The following is a 22,604-nucleotide window of genomic DNA, read 5'->3' on the forward strand; positions in this document are numbered from 1 at the left end:
GGGGCGGCCGCCGCTAGATCTCGACGCCGACGGTCACCGGCTCGGGCACCAGGGTGATGCCGAAGCGCTCGCGCACCCCGTCGCGCACGGCGCGGGCGAGGGCGACGATGTCGGCGGCGCTCGCTCCCCCGCGGTTGGTGAGCGCGAGGGTGTGCTTGGTGCTGAGCGACGCGGCCGCGTCCGGTGCGGCGGCGAAGCCCCGGGAGAACCCGGCACGCTCGATCAGCCAGGCGGCCGACGTCTTGACCATGCCCTCCCCCGCCACCGGGTACGCCGGCGCGCCCTCGGGAAGCGAGCCCGCGGGGACGATCGGGTTGGTGAAGAACGAGCCGGCGCTCCAGGTGTCGTGATCGGCGGGGTCGAGCACCATGCCCTTCGACGACCTGAGCTCGAGCACGGCCGCGCGGACGTCGACGATCGGCACGCGCGCGCCGAGCTCCACGCCGAGCGCGGTCGCGAGCTGCTGGTATCGGACGGGCGCGGACAGGCTCGCCATGCGCGTGTGGAAGGTGACGTCGAGGACCACGTAGCGCGGGGTCGGGCCCCAGGGGCCGTCGGTCATCGTCCGCTTCAGCATCGAGTCGCGGTAGCCGAACTGCGCCTTCACCAGGGGCAGGGAGCGCAGCGCGCCGTCCTCCCGGTCCCAGGTGCGGATGAGCGCGATGATGTCGGCGACCTCCGCTCCGTAGGCGCCCACGTTCTGGATCGGGGTCGCGCCGGTCGAGCCGGGGATCCCCGACAGCGCCTCGAAGCCGCTCCACTGGGAGCCGACGGCCTGGGCGACGAGCGCGTCCCACGGGGTGCCGGCGGTCGCGGTGATCTCGAGCCCCCCGCATGAGCCGTGGTTGGCGAGCGACACGTCCGCGCGGGTGTCGCGCACCACGACGCCGTCGAAGCCGCGGTCCCCGACCAGCAGGTTCGACCCCCCGCCGAGCACCAGGAGCGGCGTGCCGTCCGCGTCCGCCGCGCGCACCGCGTCGACGAGCTCGGCCTCGGTGCCCGCCTCGACCAGCGAGCCGATCGGACCGCCCACGCGCAGCGTGGTGAGGGAGGCAAGGTTCATGCCTCCAGCGTATCGGCGGCGCCCTCGCCCTCCTCCACACCCGTGGCGGGCGCGGGGAGGGGGCGAGCGGCGGGCGCGAGCAGCAGCATCGCGCCGGCGACGGCCACGACGAGCAGGAGCGAGAGCCGCAGCCCGAGGCCCTCGGCGAGCAGCCCGATCGCCTGCGGCATCGTCAGACCCGCGATGGTGCCGAACGCCGCCACCGCCGCGACCCGCGCCGTCGCGTTGGTCCGCTCGTCCGCCGCGGCCGAGATCGCGAGCGGGTACCCCAGCGCGGCACCGGCGCCCCACAGGAGCAGCGCGATCGGCACGGCCCAGAACCCGGGGGCGAGGGCGATGAGGAGCACACCCGCCGCGACCAGCACGGCGCTGCCCCGCAGGATCCGGACGCGCCCGAGCCGGTCGATGAGCCGCCCGCCGACGACCCTGACGGCGCTCTGCGCCACGACCAGCGCCGCGTAGAGGAGGGCCGCGAGCGCCTCGGTGCGTCCGAAGTCGTCGACCAGCGTGAGCGGGAGCCAGTTGTTGGCGCTCATCTCGATGGTGAAGGCGCAGAAGATGATCAGCCCCAGCGCGAGGGTCCGACGCTCACGCGCCGCCACGCGCAGCGTGACGAAGATCCCGCCCGCCCTCTCCGCGCTGTCGGCCGCGGCCGGCGCGCCGTCGAGGATGGCGAGGCGCGCGCACGCGAGGAACGCCAGGCCGACGACTCCGACGTTGACGAGGTAGTGGACCGGGACGGCGACCCCCGCACCCGAGTACAGCGCGCCGATGCCCACGCCCGCCAGCAGGGCGAGCGCGAAGGCGGCGTGGAACTGCGACATGATCGAGCGCCCCACCATGCGCTCGACGGTGGCGGCCTCGGCGTTCGCCAGCGCGTTGACGGTCTCGAAGGAGCCCAGCGTGACGAACATCGCGGCGCCGAAGACCGCCGGCGACCCGAGGTGCGCGGCGAGCGCCATCCCGCCGAACCCGACGACGACGGCGACCGAGGCGAGCCTCAGCAGGAGCAGGGAGCCGAGCCGGGCGACCAGCCCGCCGAGCAGCGAGAACGCGATCAGCCCGCCGATCGATCCGGCGATGAACAGCGCACCCAGTTGCGCGGGCGTGACCCCCAGGGCGTCGCGCACGCTCGGCACCCGGGACACGTGGGTGCCCAGCATGAGGCCCATGCCGACGAAGAGCACGAGGATGCCCGCGCGTGCGGCGCGCACCCGGCGCGCGTCGGGCTCAGCTGCGTCCATGCGACTCCCCCCGACGTCGCCGCTACGGCGTCCGCGACCCTCTCCACGGTAGCGGCGGCCACCGCGTCCCGCACGGCTACGCTGGGGGCACCCGACAGAGAGGGCCCCGATGGCTCGCACCCGCCGCCCCACCATGGCCGACGTCGCCGCGCGCGCGGGGGTGTCCCTGTCGACGGTGTCGCTGACCTACTCGGGTGCGGGTCCGCTCACCGCGGAGACCCGCGCCAAGGTCGAGCGCGCGGCGGCCGAGCTGGACTACGCGGGACCGTCCCCGCACGCGCGCGCGCTCCGGTCCGGCCGGACCGGCGTGGTGGGTGTGGTCATCCACGAGCGCCTCCAGCTGTCCTTCCGCGACCCTCTGATGCTGCGGATCATGGACGGCCTGGTGGGCGACCTCGGCCAGATGGGCCTCGGCGTGCTGCTGATCCCCACGCCGACGGGCGAGCCGGGCGAGCGGTCGCTGCTGGACACCGCCGCCATGGACGCGGTGGTGCTGCTGAGGGTGCGCGATCATGACGACGAGCCGGCGCTCGACATCCTGCGCCGGCGCGGCCTTCCGACGGCGGTGGTCGAGGGTGAGCCCCCAGCCGGCGCCGGCGTGGTCCTGATCGACGACCGCACGGCGACCGCCGAGCTGATCCGGCACCTGCGCGACCTGGGTCACGAGCGGATCGGCACCATCACCCTGCCGGCCGGGGTCGACGGCACCACGCGCGAGCTCACCCTCGACGAGGCGTTCGCGCAGACCGCCTGGACCCCGGTCCACCATCGTCTGCGCGCCTTCGAGGACGCCGGCGTCGCGCCCTGCGTCGTGGTCGAGGCCCGCGCCTCGACCGTGGGTGAAGGCCTCGCGGCGGCGCAGATCGCCCTCGGGCACGAGGCCCGCCCCACCGCGCTGGTGTGCCAGTCGGACCTGCTCGCGGGAGGCGCCGTGCTGGCCGCGCGGGAGCGCGGGCTGGAGGTTCCCGCGGACCTCTCGGTCACGGGCTTCGACGGCCTCGACCTCCCCTGGATCGCACCGCTCGAGATCACCACGCAGCTGCAGGACGGGGAGGCCAAGGGGCACGCGCTCGCCGCGCTCGTGAAGGCCCTGCTCGCGGGCGAGACCCCCGAGCCGGTGACCCTGCCGCTGACGTTCCGACCGGGCACCTCGACCGCGCCGCCGCGCGGCTGACGCGGCCGGGTCCGGCCCGCCCGCGCATCGTCCCGCGCTACGCGCAGACCACCACGGCCTGCGCCTTGCCCAGCACCTTCTGGCCGTCGAACTCCACCGCGATGTCGATGCGCGCCGTGCGCGCCTCGGCATCGAGCGCGCCCACCTTCGCGGTGATCGCGACTGTCGCGGCGCCGGGGTTCGGCACCGGGATCGGCCGCGAGAAGCGCGTCTGGTAGTCGACGACGTTGCCCGGCCCGGACCACTCCTCGACCACCGAGGCGGCGGTGCCCATGGTGAGCATGCCGTGAGCGATCACGCCGGGGAGGCCGACGGACTCCGCCACGACGTCGTTGTAGTGGATCGGGTTGAAGTCGCCCGACGCGCCGGCGTAGCGGACCAGGGTGTCGCGGTTGAGCTCGACGGTGCGCGAGGCGACCACCTCGCCCACCTCGAGCCCCTCGAAGGACGGCCGGTTCTCGGCGGTCATCACGCCTCCTCTCGCACCGCGAGGGTGCTGCGGACCGTCGAGACCGGCGCGCCGTCGGCGTCGACCAGCTCGGTGCGCGTGGTGACCATCGAGATGCCGCCGCGCTGGCTGATGGCGTCGACATGGACGGTGGTGGTGATCAGGTCGCCCGCGACGATCGGACGGTGGTGGGTGAAGCGCTCGTCCGCGTGGACCACGCGCGAGAAGTCGACGCCCACCTCGGGGTCGGTCACCACGTGGAACTCGGCCTGCTGCGCGATCACGACGGCGAAGGTGGTCGGCGCGACCACGTCGGCGTAGCCCTCGGCGCGGGCCGCCTCCTCGCTGCGGTGCGCGAAGGAGTACGCGTCGACGGCGTCGGCGAACTCGCGGATCTTGACGCGCGTGACCTCGTACGGCTCATGGGGGCCGTACGCGCGGCCCACGGCTTCGGTGTTCACTGGCACGCTCCCACCCTAGCGAAGGGACGATGCGTGGGGAGGGCGGCGCCCTCGCGTCACAGGAGGGCGAGGGCGCGTGCGATCCCCTCCGGCCGGGGATCGAGCCCGGTGAAGGCCGCTAGCACGGCGAAGACCGGTCTCAGATCGGCGCCGCCCTCGAGGTCGATGGTCTCGACCGCGGAGAGGATCGATGCGGGCGCGGCGGCCCGCGCGCGCTGCTCGAGCCCCGGCGGCTCGACGGTCAGCCCCGTGACCAGGTGCATCCGATGCTGCGGCCCGCGCGAGACCAGGTCGACCGCCACCCGTCGGCGCCGCTGCGCGGCGATGGCGTCGCCCTCCTCGTGGAGCAGGTGGAGCAGGGTCGGCACCACGACCAGGAGCGGCGCGGGGGTGACGATGCTGGTGCGCCGGTGGTGGAGCTCGCGGAGCGCCTCCTCGAGGGTGTCGACGTCGCCCTCGACGCCGGCCGCCGACAGCACGCCGACCCGCTCGTGCCCGACCGCTCCGACGTAGACCTCGACCAGCGCGGACACGCAGTAGTGGAGGAAGCGATACGCCTCCAGGCGATCGTCCCTCTCGATGCGCTCCGGACGGATCCGGAGCAGCAGATGCTGCCCCTCGGACATGGCGGCGCTCCCTCAAGCGTTCCCTCGGGGCCAGTATGGCCGTCGTCCGACGCGCGCCGCGGGAGGCGCGCAGAGACGACGAACCCCCGCCGCCCTGAGGGGCGACGGGGGTTCGGATCGATCTGCTGCGATCAGCGCGTCTCGCGGTGCGCGGTGTGCTTGCCGCACCTCCGGCAGAACTTGGAGAGCTCGACACGGTCAGGGTTGTTGCGGCGGTTCTTGCGCGTGATGTAGTTGCGGTCCTTGCACTCGGTGCACGCGAGCGTGATCTTCGGACGGACGTCGTTCTTGGCCATGGTTCTCTCCCAGCCTTGTAGGGACGCGCCTCGCGAAGGCGCATGGTCAGGCGGATCGCCTGTTCCGTAGCGAGGGCGGGGCTCGAACCCGCGACCTCACGATTATGAGTCGTGCGCTCTAACCAGCTGAGCTACCCCGCCGCGTGCCGACGCCACGTGAGTGACGGCGGACTTGGAGCCCCGACAGGGAATCGAACCCTGGACCTTTTCCTTACCATGGAAACGCTCTGCCGACTGAGCTATCGGGGCCAGCCGGAATAGGTTACACGCCGCGCGACCCAAAAGTGAAATCGGCCGCCGGCTCCGTTCCCGGGGTCCGTCGGGCGCCGCGTCGGGATGTCGGAGGCCGCCCCTAGAGTGGCAGGCGTGACGGCCTCCCTGAGCCCCGCCGAGGCGCGGCGGATCCACCTCGCGGCGCAGTCGCTCGCGCGCCGACGCCCCGCCGGACGCCCCAGACCCGCGCGTTTCCGCGACTACCTCGAGCGCCAGGGCGTGCTGCAGCTCGACTCGGTCAACGTGCTCGCGCGCGCCCACCATCTGCCCATCTACTCGCGGTACGGACCGTACGACCGCGACCGCTTCGACCGGTGGCTCTGGGGTTCGGGCGAGAACTTCGAGCACTGGGGGCACGAGGCGTCGGTGATGCCCCGCGACCTGCTACCGGAGCTGCACCACCGGATGCGCCGCTCGAGCTCGTGGAAGGCCCGCACCCTGGACCGCCTCGAGGCCGAGCGTCCGGGGCTGCTCGACCAGGTCCGCGCGGCGGTCCAGGTGCACGGTCCGGTGACGGCAGCCGACCTCGAGCACCTCGCGCCGCGCGAGAGCCGGCGCGGCCCCTGGTGGGACGAGAGCCACGTGAAGACGGCGCTCGAGTACCTGTTCATGACGGGCGAGGTCGCCGCGAGCCGCGCGGACCACTTCCGGCGCACCTACGACGCCCCCGAGCGCGCCTGGGGGCATGTGGGCGCGCACGACGGCGACGCGTGGGCCATGGACCCGGACGCCGCGCAGCAGGCGCTGTTCGACCGCGCCCTCGCCGCGACCGGCGTCGGCACGGTGCGCGACCTCGCGGACCACTTCCGGCTCACGTCGCCCGCGACGTCCGGCTCCGGACCGCGCGGCGCCGCATGGGCGACGTCTGCGGTCGAGCGCGGGCTGGCCTCCTGGGTCGACGTGGACGGCTGGCGCGAGCCGGCGCTGCTGGCGACAGGAGCGGAGGATCCCGGCCGCGCGACCGCGAGCGCGCTGCTGAGCCCGTTCGACCCGGTGTGCTGGTTCCGGCCGCGGCTGCTGCGGATGTTCGGCGTCGACTACCGCATCGAGATCTACACCCCGGCGGACAAGCGGGAGTTCGGCTACTACTGCCTCCTGTTCCTCCTGGGCGACCGCTTCGAGGCCCGCGTCGACCTCAAGGCGCGACGCAGGGACGGCGTGCTCGGCGTCGAGGCCGCGTGGCGCGAGCCGGGCCGCGCGCCGGGAGCGCGCAGGCGGGACGATGCGGAGGTCGCCGCGGCGTTGGCGTCCGAGCTCCGGCTGATGTCCGGGTGGCTCGGCCTGCCCGACATCGAGGTGGCGCCGCGCGGCACGCTCGCGTCAGCGCTCGACCGCGCCGTCGAGGCAGGCTGACCCGATCCGGACAGACCGTGCCACGCGGCCCGAATCCCCGTCAGGCCGTCGCTTGCCCCCGGACACGCGGCCGCGCGAGCATGGAGCGCATGGATCACGCACGTCTTCAGCAGTCCGCCAAGGACCACCTCTGGATGCACTTCACGCAGCATGCGCGCTACGCGGACGCCGAGGTGCCGATCGTGGTCAGGGGCGAGGGCGCGTACCTCTACGACCAGCACGGCAAGCGCTACCTCGACGGGCTCGCCGGCCTGTTCGTGAACCAGCTCGGCCACGGTCGCACCGAGCTCGCCGACGCGGCGGCCGCGCAGGCCCGCGAGCTCGCGTTCCACCCGCTGTGGTCGTACGCCAACGTCCCGGCGATCGAGCTCGCGGAGAAGCTGGCCGGGTACGCGCCGGGGGATCTCGACCGCGTGTTCTTCACGTCGGGCGGAGGCGAGGCCGTCGAGTCGGCGTGGAAGCTCGCGAAGAACTACTTCAAGCTCACGGGCCGACCGATGAAGCACAAGGTCATCAGCCGCGCCGTCGCCTACCACGGCACCACCCAGGGCGCCCTGTCCATCACCGGCCTGCCCGGCCTCAAGCAGCAGTTCGAGCCGCTCGTGCCGTCCACCTTCCGGGTGCCGAACACGAACCTCTACCGCGCATCGGAGATCACCAGCGGCTACCTCGACGGCTCCGACCCGGAGGCCTTCGGCATCTGGGCGGCCGACCAGATCGCGATCGCGATCGAGAACGAGGGTCCGGACACCGTCGCCGCGGTCTTCCTCGAGCCCGTCCAGAACGCGGGCGGGTGCTTCCCGCCACCGCCCGGCTACTGGCAGCGGGTCCGGGAGATCTGCGACCGGTACGACGTGCTGCTGGTGTCGGACGAGGTGATCTGCGCCTACGGCCGCCTGGGTGAGATGTACGGCTCGACGCGCTTCGGCTACCAGCCCGACATCATCACGTCGGCGAAGGGGCTCACGTCGGGCTACGCCCCCATGGGCGCGATGATCGCGTCCGCACGGCTGATGGAGCCGTTCCAGGAGCCGGGCGCGATGTTCGCGCACGGGTACACCTGGGGCGGCCACCCGATGGGCGCCGCCGTCGCGCTCAAGAACCTCGAGCTGTTCGAGACCGAGGGGGTGCTGGAGCACGTGCGCGACAACCGGGACGCGTTCCGCGCGACGCTCGAGCGCCTGCTCGACATCCCGATCGTGGGCGATGTGCGCGGCGACGGCTACTTCTACGGGATCGAGCTGGTGACGGACCAGGCGACGCGGGCCACCCTCACCGACGAGCAGTGCGAGCGCATCCTCTACGGCTTCCTCTCCCCCGCGCTGTGGGAGGCCGGCCTCTACTGCCGCGCCGACGACCGTGGGGACCCGGTCATCCAGCTCTCCCCGCCGCTGATCATCGGCCAGGCGGAGTTCGACGAGATGGAGTCGATCCTGCGCGACGTCCTGACGCGCGCATCCGCGATGCTCTGACCTCCCACGGCACGGGGGAGACGCGGACGAGGGACGATGCGGTGGTCACCGCATCGTCCCCCGTCGTCGTGCGCCTCGCTCAGGACGCGGCGCGCACCCGGCCCCGTGCCCGGCGGCGCGACATGACCTCGCCGCCGATGACGGCGCCGAGCGCCACCAGGAACATGAGCGTGCCGATCACGTTGACCTGCATCGGGACGCCGCGCTGCGCGGCTCCCCACACGAACATCGGGAACGTCACCGTCTGGCCCGACGTGAAGTTCGTGATGATGAAGTCGTCGAAGGACAGCGAGAACGCCAGCAGCGCCGCCGCCAGGATTCCCGGGAAGACCAGCGGGAACGTGATGCGCCAGAAGGTCTGCCACTCGTCCGCGTAGAGGTCCATGGCGGCCTTCTCGAGGTTCGAGTCCAGACCGCCGAGGCGCGACCGGACGGTCACCACCACGAACGAGATGCAGAACATGATGTGCGCGATGAGGATGGTCCAGAAGCCCAGCTGGCCGCCGAAGCCCGCCGCGACGAACAGCGCGAGCAGCGACGAGCCCATCACGATCTCAGGGGTCGCCATCGGCAGGAACAGCACCAGGTTCATGGTCGACCGGCCCTCGAAGCGATGCCGGACGAGGGCGAACGCCGCGAGCGTGCCGATGATGGTGGAGACCAGCGTGGCCGCGAGGCCGATGCTGATCGACACGCGCAGCGACTCGCACATGCCGAGCGGGTCGCACGGGTTCAGCCAGTTGTCCCAGGTGAACCCCTGGAACTGGTACAGGTTCCGCGACTGCGACGCGTCGTTGAACGACATGAGCGCGACGATGAAGTTGGGGATGTACATGTACAGCAGGACCAGCAGGCCCAGCGTGATCATCAGGTGCTTGCCGACCCAGCGGCCGAGGCGCGTCATCACAGCAGGTCCTCCGTTCCGGCCTTCCGCACGTAGTACAGGACCATCGCCACGATCATCACCATGAGGATCACCGACAGCGCCGAGGCGTGCGGGTAGTCGCTCGCCGTGGTGAACAGCGCCTGGATCTTGTTGCCGACCATCTGCGTGTTCGGGCTGCCCAGCAGCTCCGCGTTGATGTAGTCGCCGGTCGCCGGGATGAACGTGAGCAGCGTGCCGCCGACGACTCCCGGCAGCGACAGCGGCCAGATCACCTTGGCGAAGCGCTGGAACGGGCTGGCGTACAGGTCCGCCGCCGCCTCGTTGAGCTTCGGGTCGATCTTCTCGAGGCTCGTGTACAGCGGCAGGATCATGAACGGCAGGAAGTTGTACGTCAGACCCGCGACCACCGCGATCGGCGTCGCGAGCAGGCGACCGTCCTCGGGCAGGATCCACAGCGCCTTGAGCGTCTCCACCAGCCAGCCGTTGTCCGCGAGGATCAGCTTCCACGACAGGGTCCGGACCAGGAACGAGGTGAAGAACGGCGCGATCACCAGCACCAGCATGACGGTCTTCCACCTCCCCGCCTTGAACGCGATCGCGTAGGCCAGGACGTAGCCGAGCACCAGGCACAGCACGGTGGCGATGCCCGCGTAGAGCAGCGACCGCAGCAGGTAGGGCCAGTAGTCGCCCAGCGCCTCGAGGTAGTTCTGGATCCGCCAGGTCAGGTCGTAGCCGGTGATCGGGTTGCCCGCGGGGTCCGACAGCGACGTGGTGAGCAGCGACAGCATCGGGAACAGGAAGAACAGCGCGAGCCAGATGGCCGCGGGCCCGATGAGCAGGTAGGCGGCGTTCTTGCCGAACACCCGTTGCAGCGAGGCCACGTCAGTCCTCCTCGAGCCCGGCCTCGGCATCCTGCGAGGAGTCCAGGAGGAACGCGAACTCGGGCCGCCAGGAGACGTCGACCTGCGTGCCGACCGGCACCAGGCCGCCGCGGCGGCCGGTGTTCTGCTCGAAGCAGATCAGCTCCTGGCCCCAGGGCATCCGCAGCCGGTACTCGGTCGAGGTGCCCATGTAGCTCGCCTCGGTGACCACCGCGCCGGCGAAGTACCCGCCCGGCGCGTCGACGGGCGTGCCCGCCGGCTGGATCAGGACCTTCTCGGGACGGATGCCGATCCACCCCTCGGACGAGTCCGTGTGGACCCGGCCGGCCTTGATCGACACCACCGTGCCGTGCATGTCGACCTTCACCACCTCGTCGTCCCCCGAGCCCTCACGGCCCAGGACGGTGCCCTTGACCAGGTTCGAGCGCCCGAGGAAGTTCGCGACGAACGTCGTGCGCGGGTTCGTGTACAGGTCGTAGGGGGTGCCGAGCTGCTCGATCCGACCCTCGTTCATGACCGCGACCGTGTCGGCCATGGTCATGGCCTCCTCCTGGTCGTGGGTGACGTGGACGAACGTGAGCCCGACCTCCTCCTGGATGCGCTTGAGCTCCATCTGCATGGCGCGGCGCAGCTTGAGGTCGAGCGCGCCGAGCGGCTCGTCGAGCAGGAGCACCTCGGGCCGGTTGATCAGCGCACGAGCGAGGGCGACACGCTGCTGCTGGCCGCCCGAGAGCTGCGCCGGCTTCTTGGCCGCCTGCTCGGTGAGCTCGGTGAGCTCGAGGATCTCCTTGACCTGAGACCGCGTGTCCTTGACGCCCCGACGCTTGGGCCCGAACTCGACGTTCTCCGCGATCGTGAGGTGCGGGAACAGCGCGTAGTTCTGGAACACCGTGTTCACGGGACGCTTGTACGGCTTCTCGTGGGTGATGTCGTTGGCGCCGATCTCGATGGTGCCCGCGGTGGGCGTCTCGAGGCCGGCGACCATGCGCAGGGTGGTGGTCTTGCCGCACCCCGAGGGACCGAGCAAGGCGAAGAAGGAGCCCTGGGGGATGACCAGGTCGAGCGACTTCACCGCGGTGAAGCCGTTCGGGTACCGCTTGTGCAGACCCGACAGCTTCAGATCGCCGTGAGCCTGCTCAGCCGGTGACATCCGCGAAGTCCTTCTCGTACTGCGAGGCCTTCGCCTCGTCCAGCGCCATGAAGCCGTGCGTCTGGGCGAGGTAGTCCGCAGTCGGGAAGATGAGCGGGTTGTCGACGAGCGACGGATCGATCTTCTCCATCTCCTCGCGGGCGCCCTCGACGGGGCAGACGTACCACACGTAGGCGGCGAGCTTCGCGGCGACCGCGGGGTCGTAGTAGTAGTCGATCCACTTCTCCGCGTTGGCCTTGTGGGTGCCCTGGACCGGCACGAGCATGTTGTCGGACCAGATCATCAGGCCCTCCTCCGGCGGCAGGAAGACGAGGTTCTCGTCCTCCGCGGCGGCGACGTCGCCCGACCACGCGACGCACGCGGCGATGTTGCCCGCCGCGAGGTCGTTGATGTACTCGTTGCCGGTGAAGGCACGGATCTGACCGTCGGTGCGCGCCTTCGCGAGCTTGTCGAGGGCGTTCCCCCACTGGTCGTCGGTGAAGTTCGACGGGTCGGCGCCCTCGGCCAGCAGGAGCAGGCCCATGGTGTCGCGCATCTCGGTGAGCATGGTCACCTTGCCCTTGAGGTCCGACCGCGTGAGCAGCTCGCTGACCGAGCCGACCTCGCCGACGAGCGACTTGTTGTAGGCGATGCCGGTGAAGCCGGACTGCCACGGCGCCGAGTAGTCGCGGTTGGGGTCCCAGCCGGGACCCTGCAGGGAGGAGATGAGGTTCTTGTCGAGGTTCGGCACGTTGGCCTTGTCCAGCTGCTGGATCCAGTCGGCGTCGATCATGCGCGCGGCCATCCAGTCGGTGAGCACGAACAGGTCGCGCCCGGTCGGCTGGCACGCGCCCAGCTGGTTGCGCACCTTGGCGAAGAACTCGACGTTGTCGTTCACGTCGGGCGTGTACGCCACCTCGATGCCCGAGGTCTGCTGGAACTCGGTGAGAGTCGAGAGGTAGTCGCCGTCGTCCTCGTCGATGTACTCCGGCCAGTTCGAGACGTTCAGCTTCGCCTCGGTGTCGGAGAGGTCGGTCGTGATGCAGTCCGTGGCGCTGCTGCCACCGCCGCCTCCACGACCCATGAAGTAGACCGCCGCGATGCCCGCTGCGCCGGCGGCGCCGCCGATCATCAGACCTCGGCGGGAGATGCCCTTCTTGTTGCCTTCCTCCGGCGGCGTGACCTCAGACACGTCGACCTCCTTCACTCCGGGCGCACCCGGTCGACCAACAGGGAGTGAGCAGATGGTTGCATCACGCCACGTGCCCGCACAACGAAACTCGTATGCCCCCGGGCGTTCTGCCCGGCTGTGCGCGGCGCACGAAACGAGATGTCCGGACAATATCCCCGCAATATTGCCGCCCGATTTCGAGGAACCGAGACTGTTTCGGTGACGCCCTCGAACGCCGCGGGTACGCTCGCGCCCTCGCACCCTCGCCGCTCGCTCTGGCTGGCCACGCTCGACGAGCCCCTCGCTCCCTCGGATCCGCTGACGGGGGACACCGAGGCCGACGTCGCGATCGTCGGGGCGGGCTTCACCGGGCTGTGGACCGCCTTGTACCTGGCCCGCGCACGACCCGACCTGCGCATCGTCGTGCTCGAGCGCTACCACGCCGGATTCGGAGCCTCGGGACGCAACGGCGGCTGGGCGTCCGCCCTGTTCCCGAGCTCCTTCTCGACGCTGGCGCGGGAGCACGGGCCCGAGGCCGCGATGCGCCAGCACGCCGCCATGCGCGCCTCCGTCGACGAGCTCCTCCGCGTCGCCGCCGAGGAGGGCATCGACGCGGGCGCCGCCAAGGGCGGCACCATCGTCCTGGCGCGTACGCCCGTGCAGCTCGCGCGGGCACGCGCGGAGGTCGAGGAGGCGCGGCGGTGGGGCCGAGCCGAGGACGACCTCGTCCTGCTGGGCGAGGACGATGCGCGGGCCCGGCTGGACGGCGCCGGCACGCTCGGCGCGACGTACACGCCGGACTGCGCCGCCATCCACCCCGGCCGCCTGGTGCGCGGCCTCCTCGCCGCGGTGCGTCGCCGCGGGGTCCGGGTTCACGAGGCGACCGCGGTCACCGCGATCGCCCCGCGCCGCGTGACGACCCCGCGTGGGACGGTCCGCGCGCGGCACATCGTCCGCGCGACCGAGGGCTACACGCCGGGCCTGCCGGGCTCGCGTCGCGCGGTGATCCCCGTGCAGTCGCTGGTGCTCGCCACCGAGCCGCTCCCCGCGGAGGTGTGGGAGCGCATCGGCCTCGCCGGACGCGAGACCTTCTCCGACCATCGCCACCTCATCGTCTACGGGCAGCGCACCGCCGACGACCGCCTGGTCTTCGGCGGCCGGGGCGCCCCGTACCGCTGGGGCTCGTCGACGGCGCTCCGGCAGCGCGCGGCCGACCGCGTGCACGCGGCGCTGCGCGCGACGGTCGCCGAGATGCTGCCGGCCCTCGAGGGGGTGCCGTTCCCGTACGCGTGGGGCGGCGCGCTGGGGATCGCCCGCGACTGGCATGCGTCGGTCGGGTTCGACGCTCGGACCGGGATCGGCTGGGCCGGCGGGTACGTCGGCGACGGCGTCACCACCACGAACCTGGCCGGACGCACCCTCAGGGACCTCATCCTGGGCGAGGACACCGCGCTCACGACGCTGCCGTGGGTGGGGCACCGGTCGCGTCGCTGGGAGCCGGAGCCGCTGCGCTGGGCGGGGGCCAACGCGGGGCTCCGGGCCATGGCGATCGCCGACCGTGAGGAGCGGATCACGGGCCGCGAGAGCCTTGTCGCACGAGCGATGTCACCGCTGATGGGCGGGCACTGAGCGCCGCCGGGCGGATCGGCCCCTCAGGGGCTAGCGTCGGACCCAGGGGCACCATCGGGGTGCGAACGGAGGCGACGCCGTGACGGACCAGCACAAGCCGCGACTGCACGGGCGCGTCGTGGCGATCAGCATCGGAGCCGCGCTCGGCGGCTTCCTGTTCGGCTTCGACTCGTCGGTCATCAACGGCGCCGTGGACTCCATCCAGGGGCAGTTCGAGCTCACCGAGACCTTCACCGGCTTCGCCGTCGCCTCGGCGCTGCTGGGCTGCGCGGTGGGAGCGTGGTTCGCGGGCTCGCTCGGCAACCGCTACGGGCGGATCCGCGTGATGGTCATCTCGGCGATCGTGTTCCTCGCCTCCGCGATCGGCTCGGGCTTCGCCTTCGGCATCTGGGACCTCATCGGCTGGCGGGTCGCGGGCGGCCTCGCGATCGGCGCGGCCTCCGTGATCGCGCCCGCGTACATCGCCGAGGTCGCGCCCGCGACGTTCCGAGGACGGCTCGGTTCGCTCCAGCAGATGGCGATCGTGCTCGGAATCTTCGCGGCGCTGCTCAGCGATCAGGTGCTCGCCACGTCCGCCGGCGGCGCGGATCAGGAGCTGTGGTTCGGCCTCGAGGCCTGGCGCTGGATGTTCCTGATGGCGATCATCCCGGCGCTCGTCTACGGCATCGCCGCGCTGCGGCTGCCGGAGTCGCCGCGGTTCCTGGTGGCGCAGCACCGTGACGACGAGGCCTCACGGGTCCTGGTCGACTTCACCGGCGAGGAGGAGCCCGCGCACAAGGTCGCCCAGATCCGGTTCTCGCTCGGCAAGGACGACAAGAGGTCGCTGCGCGACCTCAAGGGGCGGGCGTTCGGTCTCCATCCGATCGTGTGGACCGGCATCCTGCTCTCGGTGTTCCAGCAGTTCGTCGGCATCAACGTGATCTTCTACTACTCGACCACCTTGTGGAAGTCCGTCGGGTTCACCGAGGACGACGCCTTCCTCACCTCGACCATCACCTCCGTCACCAACATCGTCGTCACCATCATCGCGATCGCGCTCGTGGACAAGATCGGGCGCCGGCTGCTGCTGCTCATCGGCTCCGCGGGCATGACCGTGTCGCTCGGGATCATGGCGGTCGCGTTCTCCACCGCGACGGTCGACGCGGGCGGGGACGCGTCCCTGACGGGCGGCTGGGCGATGGCGGCGCTGATCGCGGCGAACGCGTTCGTGGTCTTCTTCGGCGCCTCGTGGGGACCCGTGGTCTGGGTCCTCCTGGGAGAGATGTTCCCCAACCGCTTCCGCGCGACCGCGCTCGCGGTCGCCGCCGCTGCGCAGTGGATCGCGAACTTCCTCATCACCGTGACGTTCCCGTCGCTCGCGAACATGTCGCTCGCCGTCGCGTACGGCTTCTACGCGACCATGGCGCTGCTGTCCTTCTTCTTCGTCATGACCCGCGTGCCGGAGACGCGCGGCGTCGAGCTGGAGGACATGCGCGACGACGCGGACGCCCACACGAAGGAGGACGCCGCCGCGGGGATCTAAACCCGCGCATCGTCCCTCCCGCGAACGGGGAAGCGCCCCGCCTGAGATCAGGCGGGGCGCTTCCCGTGGGTGGCAGGTGAGGGATTCGAACCCCCGAAGCTTGCGCGGCTGATTTACAGTCAGCTCCCTTTGGCCGCTCGGGCAACCTGCCGGTGCGCCGTCAACCGGCGCGCATGGAAGGATAGCAAGGAATCCGCCGGGCTTGTTACTCGCATGGTCCCGGTCGGCAGGGAACGATGCGCGGGAGGCCGCGCGAGGAGGTGCCGGATGGCCGGGGACAACAGCTTCGACGTGGTGAGCAAGGTCGACCGCCAGGAGGTGGACAATGCTCTCAACCAGGCCGCGAAGGAGATCGCGCAGCGCTACGACTTCAAGGGCGTGGGCGCCTCGATCGAGTTCGCCGGCGAGGACGTCCTCATGAAGGCCAACAGCCCCGAGCGCGTCAAGGCGATCCTGGACGTGTTCATCTCGAAGCTCGCCAAGCGCCAGATCGAGATGAAGGCGCTCGAGTGGGGCGAGCCGGTGCCGTCGGGCAAGGAGTTCCGCCTGGTCGCGAAGGTCAAGGAGGGCATCGCCCAGGACGTCGCCAAGAAGTTGACGAAGCTGGTGCGCGACGAGGGTCCGAAGTCCGTCAAGGCGCTCATCCAGGGCGACGAGCTCCGCGTCACCTCGAAGTCCCGCGACGACCTGCAGGCGACCATCGCCCTGCTGAAGGGCGCGGACGTCGACGCCGCGCTGCAGTTCGTCAACTTCCGGTAGTCACCCGGTCTCACGCAGCTCCTCCGGATCCATCGTGGTCCGCTCGAGGTGACCGGGGATCGGCTCCTGTCGCGGGTCCACCGATGCGGGCGGGATGAACTGCCAGCCCGTGCCCCGGCGCCGGATCCGCCAGCGTTCGCGGTGGATCATGTGGTGATGGCGGACGCACAGCATGATGCCGTCATCGACATCGGTCCTGCCCCCGTGCTGCCATTCGCGCACGTGGTGGGTGTCGCAGTACGCGGGCGGGAGCCCGCACTTCGCGCAGCCTCGGTCGCGCTCCGCGATCGCGCGGCGCTGTCCCGGGGTGAAGAACCGCTTCGCGGCACCCTGGTCGAGCACCTCGGAGCGGGTGCCCAGCACGGTCGGGATGATCTCCGCGTCGGCGGCCTGCCTCCGGAGCACGCCGATCGGGATCGGACGGTCGATCCCGTCGATCGCGCCGTGGCCCTGGCCCGACTCGAGGTCCGTGAGGCTCAACCGGACCACGACGGTGGTCTTCACCGCATCGTGCGGACGCTCGCAGCCGTTGGCATGCCGGCCGAGCCAGCCCAGCGCGTCGGCGCGCAGCTGCCCGGGGGTGCGCCCGTCCACCGCGTCATGCTCGACCGCGGCGCGGTAGGCGTGCTTCATGTACCCGTCGACCGCTGCCATCAGGGGTGCGGCGGTCAGCGGGTCGAGCAGAGCGCTGAGGCGGATCATGCCGTTCGACTCCTCGCGGATCGACGCCTGCCGCAGCGCGTGCAGCTCGTCGTACCGGTCCTCCGCCACCCGCGGCGGCGTGAGCCCCGCCTCGATCCGCCTGACCAGCGAGCGTACCGACCGCAGCGGGATGGTCACGGCCTTGTCCACGACCATCCGCTCGACCCGCTCCAGCGGCAGCGACCCCAGCGGGGTCTCCCGCACGGCCGCGTCCACCGGGAGCCCGTCCGCGTCGCGGGCGTCGGGGTGCTGCATCAGCACCCCGTGGATCAGCACGAAGGCATCGGGACTGATCCGGCCCTCGCGCGCCGTCACCGCCAGGTACGGCAGGACCGAGGCGCCCGACGGCGAGTCGTCCGCGCGTCCATCGAGGGAGGAACCGAGGATGCGCAGACGCTCAGCCTCGGCGACCGTGCCACCGGTGATCCCGGCGACGAGCTGATCGACGCCGCTGAACCCTCGCCGCCGCGCGAGCCCACCCGCTCCCGGGCCCGACCTCCGGCCGGCCTCGGCGACCGCTGCTGCCAGGATCAGGTCGGATTCGCGGCGCCTTGCCACGCTGTCCGAGATGAGCGCCACCAGATCCCAGTCCGTGAGGGCGCCGGCGGTCTCGACGCGGGCGCGCAGCGCGTCCAGCGGGTCGGGCCCTGCGGATGCGGCGGTCGAGGTCATGCCTCAAGTCAACAGGAGGGGTCCGACATCGAAACGGACAAATAGGACGCTCAGGGATCCCCGCCTCCCGTGGGCGTGTGCGGCACCGGGCACCCGCCGGGGAACGTCCCGAGCTCCTCGACGCGGAACCCGTCCGGGTAGCTCCGGATCCACGGCAGATCCTCGACCCGGGTCGGCTTGGCACGCGCAGGCAGCAGCCCCGCGATCACCCCTCGCAACCGCACCGCGACTCGCGACCCGATCACCACCACGCGCGGCGGGTGCGCGTAGCCGAGCGCGTCCAGCAGCGCATCGTCCATCAGGGCCCGGCTGACCGCCTCCATGGCGCGCTTGGGCACGTACGGGCGGAACGTCAGCAGCAGCGCGAGGGTCGCGTCCGCGACGCGACGGGCGCCCTCGTCGAACGCGAAATGCTCGGCCTCGTAGCCGTCCATGAGCTCGGCGAAGCCCTCGTAGGTCTCGGGCAGGTCCGTGATGTTCATGTGCCGCCCGAGCTCCCGGTAGTACCGCACGGAGGCGTCGAGCTCGGCGTCCGTGAGGGCACGCTTGCCGTACGCGTCGAGCCACCGCTTGGGCACGACGACGAAGGTCGACAGCACGTAGCGGAACTCGTGGTCGGGGATGTCGTAGGCACGATGCATCTGGTTGATGCGGCGGATCGCGCTGCGTGCCTCCGGCGCCGCGAAGCCGGCACGGGTGGGGACCTCGAGCAGCAGCGCCGTGTCGTCGTAGCGCTTCTGGGGGCGCGCCGTGAACTCGCCCGTGCGGTCGAGCAGCCCGCCGATCCCGGGCACCGCGTAGGTGCGGAACAGCGCGAAGCTCAGCGACTGGTTCATGTCCCACGGGAACTCGTGCATGACGACGTTGCGGTAGATCTCGACGAAGTCGCGCTCGGGGTCGAGCGCCGCGTTGACCCGCCGCCAGTGGTCGCGTCTCATGCCACGCAAACTACGCCATCCGGGCGCGGAAGTGAATGGTGGATCACTTTTCGGACGCCGTGCGGGCGAGTCTCCATGGTGCGAGACTGCACCCATGTCCCTGGTGCGCGTCCACAACCTCGCCGTCTCCCTCGACGGCTTCGCGACCGGCGTCGACCAGAGCCTCGAGTCGCCGTTCGGCCACGCCGGCATGCGCCTCATGCAGTGGTTCCACGACACCGCGACCTTCCGCCGCAACATGGGTGAGGATCCCGGCGAGCCGACCCCCGACGACGCGTTCGCCGCGCGCTGGGACCAGGGCGTCGGAGCCGAGATCATGGGGGCGGGCAAGTTCGGCCCCCCGGGCTGGGAGGACGATGCGTCGTGGCAGGGGTGGTGGGGCGAGGAGCCCCCGTTCCACTCGCCTGTGGTGGTGCTCACGCATCGCCCGCGGCCGGCGCTGACGCTCGGCGGGACCACCTTCCACTTCCTCGACACGCTCCCCCGGGACGCGCTCGAGGCCGCCCGCACGATGGCGGACGGCCTCGATGTGCGCGTCGGCGGCGGGCCGACCACGGTGCGCGCGTTCCTCGCCGCCGACCTGGTCGACCTGCTCCACGTCGCGGTGGTGCCGGTGGTGCTGGGCCGAGGGACCAGCCCGTGGACCGGACTGGACGGCATCGAGGACCGCTTCGTGAGCGAGTCCGTCACCACCCCGAGCGGTGTCACGCACGTGACGTTCACGCGGCGGCCGCGCGACTGAGGGCGGCGCCGGTTCCACGGACCTACGAGGCGAACACCGCGGCGGCCGGCACGACCGCCGCGGTGCGGCCGGGTGCCCGCTGCGACTCCCAGTAGAGGTTGGTGTGCGCGATCACGTCCGCCATGGGCGGGGCGCCGAGCTCCGTCAGGTCCTCGGTCGTGTGCGAGTCCCCGACCAGCGTGACGTCGTATCCCCGCGTGAACGCGCCGTGGATGGTCGACCGGATGCACATGTCGGTCTGCGCGCCGCAGACCACGAGGTGCCCGACCGCGGCGTTCGCCAGCTCGGCCTCCAGCCCGGTGCCCTCGAAGGCGTCCCCGTACCGCTTGTGGATCACGGGCTCGCCCGCTTTCATGGTGAGCTCGGGCACGTAGCGCCACCCCTCGGAGCCCTCCGGCATGCCCGCGTCCGAGTGCTGCACCCAGATCACGGGTGCACCCGCCTTGCGCGCGCGCTTCACCATGGCGGCGATGCGTGCGATCACACCGTCGCGGTCGTGGGCCGCGACCACGACGTCGTGCTGCATGTCGATCACCAGCAGCGCCGTAGCCGGCCGTCCCTCGAGAGTCGTCATGGGACCTCCTCCGTGTCTCCGGCCACGCTACGCGCCGGGTCCGACACTTGCGAGCCCCGAGGCTCAGCGCAGGAAGCCGCGGCCCTGCGCCATCTGCTCGAGACGCGCGATGCGCTGGTCCATCGGCGGGTGCGTCGCGAACAGGTTCGACAGGCCGGCCCCGCGGAAGGGGTTGGCGATCATCATGTGCGACACGTTCTCGAGCTTCGGGTCGTCGCGCAGGGGCCGTGCCTTCACCCCGGCCTCGAGCTTGCGCAGCGCGGACGCCAGCGCGAGCGGATCGCCCGTGAGGGCCGCACCGTCCTCGTCGGCGTCGTACTCGCGGGTGCGGGAGATCGACATGCGGATCAGGGTCGCGGCGAGCGGCGCGAGCAGCAGCATGGCAAGCATCCCGATCGCGCCGAACGGGTTGTCGCGGTTGTTGCCGCCGCCGCCGAAGAAGAACATCATCTGCGCGACCGCGGTGATCATGCCGGCGAACGCCGCCGCCACCGAGCCGATGAGGATGTCGCGGTTGTAGACGTGCATGAGCTCGTGACCGAGCACTCCGCGCAGCTCGCGCTCGTCGAGCAGCTCGAGGATCCCCTCGGTGCAGCAGACGGCCGCGTTCTGCGGGTTCCGCCCGGTGGCGAAGGCGTTGGGCGCCGCCGTGGGTGAGATGTACAGGCGCGGCATGGGCTGGGCGGCCTCGCGGCTCAGCTCGCGGACGATCCGGTACATGGCAGGCTGCTCGACCTCGGTGACGGGCCGCGCATGCATCGCGCGGATCGCCAGGGTGTCCGAGTTCCAGTAGCCGACGAACGTGCCGATCACCGAGAGCAGCGCGAACAGCCACAGGTAGCTGCCGTTGCCGACGAACACGCCGAGCGTGAGCATGACGGCCCACAGGGCCACGAACAGGCCCGTCGTCTTGAGCCCGTTGAAGTGCTTCTTTCCCACCGGTCCTCCGTAGTTCCCTCGCCAGGAAGAACGGATGTCACCCTATGCCGGTTCCCCGCGCATCGTCGCACGCCCGCGAGCACGCCCGCGACCGCGGACGCGACGGAGGCGCGAGGTCAGATCGAGTAGGCGTGCCCGTCCTCGTCGGCCGCGGAGGCGACCCGACCGAGCGCGATGTCCGTCATCTCGTCGCGGGGGACCACCTTGATGCGCTCGCGCCCCTGCGCCTCGCCGAGCGCACGCTCGTGGGCGTCGAGCACCTCCCAGTCCTTCCAGAGCACCACGGGGACCTCGCGCTCCCTGAGGAGCCGGAGGACGTTGTCGGGGCTGAGCTGCTGCGGCGTCGCCTGGGTGCCGGCGTACAGCCCATCCGCGTCCTCGACCAGGTTCGCTATGGTCTCCGAGGCGTCGGACTTGGTGTGGCCGATCAGGCCGACCGGCCCCCGCTTGATCCAACCGGTGGTGTACAGCCCGGGGACGGGCTCGCCCGACTCGTCGACCACGCGGCCGGCGACGTTGCGGATGACGCCCTTGCGGTCGTCGAACGGGACGCCCTCGATCTCGGTGCCCCAGTAGCCGACCGCGCGGTACACGGCCTGAACCGGGTAGTCGATGAACTCTCCGGTGCCCTTGACCGACCCGTCGCCCTGGAGGGCGGTGCGCTCCATCCGGATGCCGACCACCTTGCCGTCCTCGCCCAGGACCTCGTGCGGCGACTGGAGGAAGTGCAGGTGGATGCGTCGGGACGCGTTGCCGGGCTCCTTGAGCGCGTAGTCGGTGAGGGTCTTGACCACCTGCTTCTGCTGCTTGTTGTTCTCGGCCACCTCCATCGAGGCCTCGTCGAACTCGTAGTCGGTCTCCGGGTAGACGACGATGTCGACGTCGGGGACATGACCGAGCTCGCGGAGCTCGAGCGGCGAGAACTTGACCTGCGCGGGGCCGCGCCGGCCGAACACGTGCACGTCGGTGACGGGCGAGTCCTGGAGCGCCTCGACCACGTTCGCGGGCACCTCGGTCGGCATGAGGTCGGGCACGTGCTTGCTCAGCACGCGGGCGACGTCGAGCGCGACGTTGCCGACCCCCAGCACCGCGACCTCCTTGGCGTCGAGCGGCCACGTGCGGGGCACGTCCGGATGACCGTCGTACCAGGACACGAAGTCGGCCGCGCCGAAGGAGCCGTCGAGGTCGATGCCAGGGATGTCGAGGTCCGCGTCCTTGAAGGATCCGGTCGCGAAGATCACGGCGTCGTAGTGCTCGCGCAGCTCCTGCAGCGTGAGGTCGGTGCCCACGTTCACGTTCGCGAGCAGGCGGATGTCGCCGCGGCCGAGAACGTTCGCCAGCGCGACGATGATCTGCTTGATGCGCGGGTGATCGGGCGCGACGCCGTAACGGACCAGGCCGAAGGGCGCGGGCAGGCGCTCGATGATGTCGATCGACACGGACAGGTCGGACTTGGACAGGATGTCGGCGGCGTACGTGCCGGCGGGTCCGGCGCCGATGATGGCGACCCGGAGCGGGCGTTCGGTGGTCACGGTGAGTCCTCGGGGTGGGGGCTGGGCGGCGTCCGGCCCGATGCTGCGGCTGCGGACGCGCCGCACCGGGCGAATGGCACCAGAGTATAGACACGGCGAACGGGCCACCCGCCAACTC

General features: G+C 71.3%; 22 protein-coding genes and 3 tRNA genes. 7 read left to right on the plus strand and 18 right to left on the minus strand.

The genetic code is table 11. The features are described from left to right. Nucleotides 1–13 precede the first annotated feature (13 nt). Nucleotides 14–1,063, minus strand: coding sequence for a UDP-N-acetylmuramate dehydrogenase (locus tag QQX10_RS09865; protein WP_301119530.1), 1,050 nt, complete (start codon nt 1,061–1,063; stop codon nt 14–16). Further along, nucleotides 1,060–2,307 carry an MFS transporter gene (locus tag QQX10_RS09870; RefSeq protein WP_301119528.1) on the minus strand — a complete coding sequence of 416 codons (1,248 nt, stop codon included), beginning with the start codon at nt 2,305–2,307 and terminating at the stop codon, nt 1,060–1,062. The genes QQX10_RS09865 and QQX10_RS09870 overlap by 4 nt, the downstream gene beginning before the upstream one ends. Before the next feature lie 109 nt (nt 2,308–2,416). On the opposite strand from QQX10_RS09870, the gene QQX10_RS09875 reads away from it, so the two are divergent. Next, nucleotides 2,417–3,481 (plus strand): LacI family DNA-binding transcriptional regulator, encoded by a 1,065-nt coding sequence (locus tag QQX10_RS09875; RefSeq protein WP_301119526.1) that lies wholly within the window; start codon nt 2,417–2,419, stop codon nt 3,479–3,481. Between the two features lie 37 nt (nt 3,482–3,518). Here the strand turns inward: QQX10_RS09875 and QQX10_RS09880 are convergent, their stop codons facing one another. From QQX10_RS09880 to QQX10_RS09905, 6 genes are all read right to left on the minus strand, one after another. Then, entirely contained in the window at nt 3,519–3,950 is a 432-nt protein-coding gene (locus tag QQX10_RS09880; protein WP_301119524.1) for a MaoC/PaaZ C-terminal domain-containing protein, read from the minus strand. Continuing rightward, nucleotides 3,950–4,396 (minus strand): FAS1-like dehydratase domain-containing protein, encoded by a 447-nt coding sequence (locus tag QQX10_RS09885; RefSeq protein ID WP_301119522.1) that lies wholly within the window; start codon nt 4,394–4,396, stop codon nt 3,950–3,952. Before QQX10_RS09885 ends, QQX10_RS09880 begins: the two co-directional genes overlap by 1 nt. A gap of 50 nt (nt 4,397–4,446) precedes the next feature. Further along, on the minus strand, nt 4,447–5,016 hold the full coding sequence (locus QQX10_RS09890; RefSeq protein WP_301119520.1) for a hypothetical protein: 570 nt from the start codon (nt 5,014–5,016) through the stop codon (nt 4,447–4,449). Between the two features lie 131 nt (nt 5,017–5,147). Beyond that, nucleotides 5,148–5,312, minus strand: a complete 165-nt coding sequence (gene rpmG, locus QQX10_RS09895) for a 50S ribosomal protein L33 (protein ID WP_301119518.1) — start codon at nt 5,310–5,312, stop codon at nt 5,148–5,150. Between the two features lie 67 nt (nt 5,313–5,379). After that, nucleotides 5,380–5,453 (minus strand) — tRNA-Met (locus QQX10_RS09900). A 32-nt stretch (nt 5,454–5,485) separates the two neighbouring features. Further along, nucleotides 5,486–5,561 (minus strand) — tRNA-Thr (locus QQX10_RS09905). Between the two features lie 117 nt (nt 5,562–5,678). Here QQX10_RS09905 and QQX10_RS09910 point away from each other — a divergent pair. Further along, entirely contained in the window at nt 5,679–6,938 is a 1,260-nt protein-coding gene (locus QQX10_RS09910; RefSeq protein ID WP_301119516.1) for a winged helix-turn-helix domain-containing protein, read from the plus strand. Nucleotides 6,939–7,018: 80 nt separating this feature from the next. Next, nucleotides 7,019–8,410: an aspartate aminotransferase family protein gene (locus QQX10_RS09915; RefSeq protein WP_301119514.1), complete on the plus strand. Its 1,392-nt coding sequence runs from the start codon at nt 7,019–7,021 to the stop codon at nt 8,408–8,410. 79 nt (nt 8,411–8,489) lie between these two features. On the opposite strand, the gene QQX10_RS09920 is transcribed toward QQX10_RS09915, so the two are convergent. Genes QQX10_RS09920 through QQX10_RS09935 form a run of 4 tightly spaced genes read right to left on the minus strand, consistent with a single transcriptional unit; the run spans nt 8,490 to nt 12,498 of the window. Further along, complete coding sequence (locus QQX10_RS09920) at nt 8,490–9,314, minus strand: ABC transporter permease (RefSeq protein WP_301119513.1); 825 nt, start codon at nt 9,312–9,314, stop codon at nt 8,490–8,492. Beyond that, nucleotides 9,314–10,177, minus strand: a complete 864-nt coding sequence (locus tag QQX10_RS09925) for an ABC transporter permease (protein WP_301119512.1) — start codon at nt 10,175–10,177, stop codon at nt 9,314–9,316. The genes QQX10_RS09920 and QQX10_RS09925 overlap by 1 nt, the downstream gene beginning before the upstream one ends. 1 nt (nt 10,178) lies before the next feature. Then, the gene (locus QQX10_RS09930) at nt 10,179–11,327 is read right to left on the minus strand and encodes an ABC transporter ATP-binding protein (protein ID WP_301119511.1); all 1,149 of its coding nucleotides are present in this window, start codon (nt 11,325–11,327) and stop codon (nt 10,179–10,181) included. Continuing rightward, nucleotides 11,314–12,498 (minus strand): polyamine ABC transporter substrate-binding protein, encoded by a 1,185-nt coding sequence (locus QQX10_RS09935; RefSeq protein ID WP_301119510.1) that lies wholly within the window; start codon nt 12,496–12,498, stop codon nt 11,314–11,316. The genes QQX10_RS09930 and QQX10_RS09935 overlap by 14 nt, the downstream gene beginning before the upstream one ends. Before the next feature lie 198 nt (nt 12,499–12,696). Here QQX10_RS09935 and QQX10_RS09940 point away from each other — a divergent pair, with 198 nt between their 5' ends. Together QQX10_RS09940 and QQX10_RS09945 are read left to right on the plus strand one after the other, a co-directional pair. Beyond that, nucleotides 12,697–14,106, plus strand: coding sequence for an NAD(P)/FAD-dependent oxidoreductase (locus QQX10_RS09940; protein WP_301119509.1), 1,410 nt, complete (start codon nt 12,697–12,699; stop codon nt 14,104–14,106). Between the two features lie 79 nt (nt 14,107–14,185). Continuing rightward, complete coding sequence (locus QQX10_RS09945) at nt 14,186–15,628, plus strand: sugar porter family MFS transporter (protein ID WP_301119508.1); 1,443 nt, start codon at nt 14,186–14,188, stop codon at nt 15,626–15,628. Nucleotides 15,629–15,698: 70 nt separating this feature from the next. Here QQX10_RS09945 and QQX10_RS09950 read toward each other — a convergent pair. Next, nucleotides 15,699–15,779: transfer RNA gene (locus tag QQX10_RS09950), tRNA-Tyr, on the minus strand. Between the two features lie 116 nt (nt 15,780–15,895). Here QQX10_RS09950 and QQX10_RS09955 point away from each other — a divergent pair. Further along, complete coding sequence (locus tag QQX10_RS09955; RefSeq protein WP_301119506.1) at nt 15,896–16,387, plus strand: YajQ family cyclic di-GMP-binding protein; 492 nt, start codon at nt 15,896–15,898, stop codon at nt 16,385–16,387. On the opposite strand, the gene QQX10_RS09960 is transcribed toward QQX10_RS09955, so the two are convergent. Together QQX10_RS09960 and QQX10_RS09965 are read right to left on the minus strand one after the other, a co-directional pair. Then, the gene (locus QQX10_RS09960; RefSeq protein ID WP_301119504.1) at nt 16,388–17,761 is read right to left on the minus strand and encodes an HNH endonuclease signature motif containing protein; all 1,374 of its coding nucleotides are present in this window, start codon (nt 17,759–17,761) and stop codon (nt 16,388–16,390) included. A gap of 50 nt (nt 17,762–17,811) precedes the next feature. Continuing rightward, nucleotides 17,812–18,699, minus strand: coding sequence for an oxygenase MpaB family protein (locus QQX10_RS09965; RefSeq protein ID WP_301119502.1), 888 nt, complete (start codon nt 18,697–18,699; stop codon nt 17,812–17,814). Nucleotides 18,700–18,793: 94 nt separating this feature from the next. Here QQX10_RS09965 and QQX10_RS09970 point away from each other — a divergent pair, with 94 nt between their 5' ends. Further along, entirely contained in the window at nt 18,794–19,441 is a 648-nt protein-coding gene (locus QQX10_RS09970; protein WP_301119500.1) for a dihydrofolate reductase family protein, read from the plus strand. 22 nt (nt 19,442–19,463) lie between these two features. Here QQX10_RS09970 and QQX10_RS09975 read toward each other — a convergent pair whose 3' ends face one another. The 3 genes from QQX10_RS09975 to QQX10_RS09985 all read right to left on the minus strand — a co-directional run bounded on the left by QQX10_RS09975 (nt 19,464) and on the right by QQX10_RS09985 (nt 22,486). After that, nucleotides 19,464–20,015, minus strand: a complete 552-nt coding sequence (locus tag QQX10_RS09975; RefSeq protein WP_301119498.1) for a cysteine hydrolase family protein — start codon at nt 20,013–20,015, stop codon at nt 19,464–19,466. A gap of 63 nt (nt 20,016–20,078) precedes the next feature. Then, nucleotides 20,079–20,954 carry a zinc metalloprotease HtpX gene (gene htpX, locus QQX10_RS09980; protein WP_301119496.1) on the minus strand — a complete coding sequence of 292 codons (876 nt, stop codon included), beginning with the start codon at nt 20,952–20,954 and terminating at the stop codon, nt 20,079–20,081. A 116-nt stretch (nt 20,955–21,070) separates the two neighbouring features. Beyond that, nucleotides 21,071–22,486: an FAD-dependent oxidoreductase gene (locus QQX10_RS09985; protein WP_301119494.1), complete on the minus strand. Its 1,416-nt coding sequence runs from the start codon at nt 22,484–22,486 to the stop codon at nt 21,071–21,073. Nucleotides 22,487–22,604 lie beyond the last annotated feature (118 nt).

It is taken from the genome of Demequina lignilytica (assembly GCF_030418305.1).
Lineage (GTDB): Bacteria > Actinomycetota > Actinomycetes > Actinomycetales > Demequinaceae > Demequina > Demequina lignilytica.

Bases quoted from the DNA above. Each gene is read 5' to 3' on its own strand.
- QQX10_RS09975 (WP_301119498.1), bottom strand. From the start codon at position 20,015: ATGACGACTCTCGAGGGACGGCCGGCTACGGCGCTGCTGGTGATCGAC.
- QQX10_RS09965 (WP_301119502.1), bottom strand. From the start codon at position 18,699: ATGAGACGCGACCACTGGCGGCGGGTCAACGCGGCGCTCGACCCCGAG.
- QQX10_RS09915 (WP_301119514.1), top strand. From the start codon at position 7,019: ATGGAGCGCATGGATCACGCACGTCTTCAGCAGTCCGCCAAGGACCAC.
- QQX10_RS09875 (WP_301119526.1), top strand. From the start codon at position 2,417: ATGGCTCGCACCCGCCGCCCCACCATGGCCGACGTCGCCGCGCGCGCG.
- QQX10_RS09970 (WP_301119500.1), top strand. From the start codon at position 18,794: ATGTCCCTGGTGCGCGTCCACAACCTCGCCGTCTCCCTCGACGGCTTC.
- QQX10_RS09960 (WP_301119504.1), bottom strand. From the start codon at position 17,761: ATGACCTCGACCGCCGCATCCGCAGGGCCCGACCCGCTGGACGCGCTG.
- QQX10_RS09870 (WP_301119528.1), bottom strand. From the start codon at position 2,307: ATGGACGCAGCTGAGCCCGACGCGCGCCGGGTGCGCGCCGCACGCGCG.
- QQX10_RS09890 (WP_301119520.1), bottom strand. From the start codon at position 5,016: ATGTCCGAGGGGCAGCATCTGCTGCTCCGGATCCGTCCGGAGCGCATC.
- rpmG (WP_301119518.1), bottom strand. From the start codon at position 5,312: ATGGCCAAGAACGACGTCCGTCCGAAGATCACGCTCGCGTGCACCGAG.
- QQX10_RS09920 (WP_301119513.1), bottom strand. From the start codon at position 9,314: ATGACGCGCCTCGGCCGCTGGGTCGGCAAGCACCTGATGATCACGCTG.
- QQX10_RS09865 (WP_301119530.1), bottom strand. From the start codon at position 1,063: ATGAACCTTGCCTCCCTCACCACGCTGCGCGTGGGCGGTCCGATCGGC.
- QQX10_RS09955 (WP_301119506.1), top strand. From the start codon at position 15,896: ATGGCCGGGGACAACAGCTTCGACGTGGTGAGCAAGGTCGACCGCCAG.
- QQX10_RS09880 (WP_301119524.1), bottom strand. From the start codon at position 3,950: ATGACCGCCGAGAACCGGCCGTCCTTCGAGGGGCTCGAGGTGGGCGAG.
- QQX10_RS09930 (WP_301119511.1), bottom strand. From the start codon at position 11,327: ATGTCACCGGCTGAGCAGGCTCACGGCGATCTGAAGCTGTCGGGTCTG.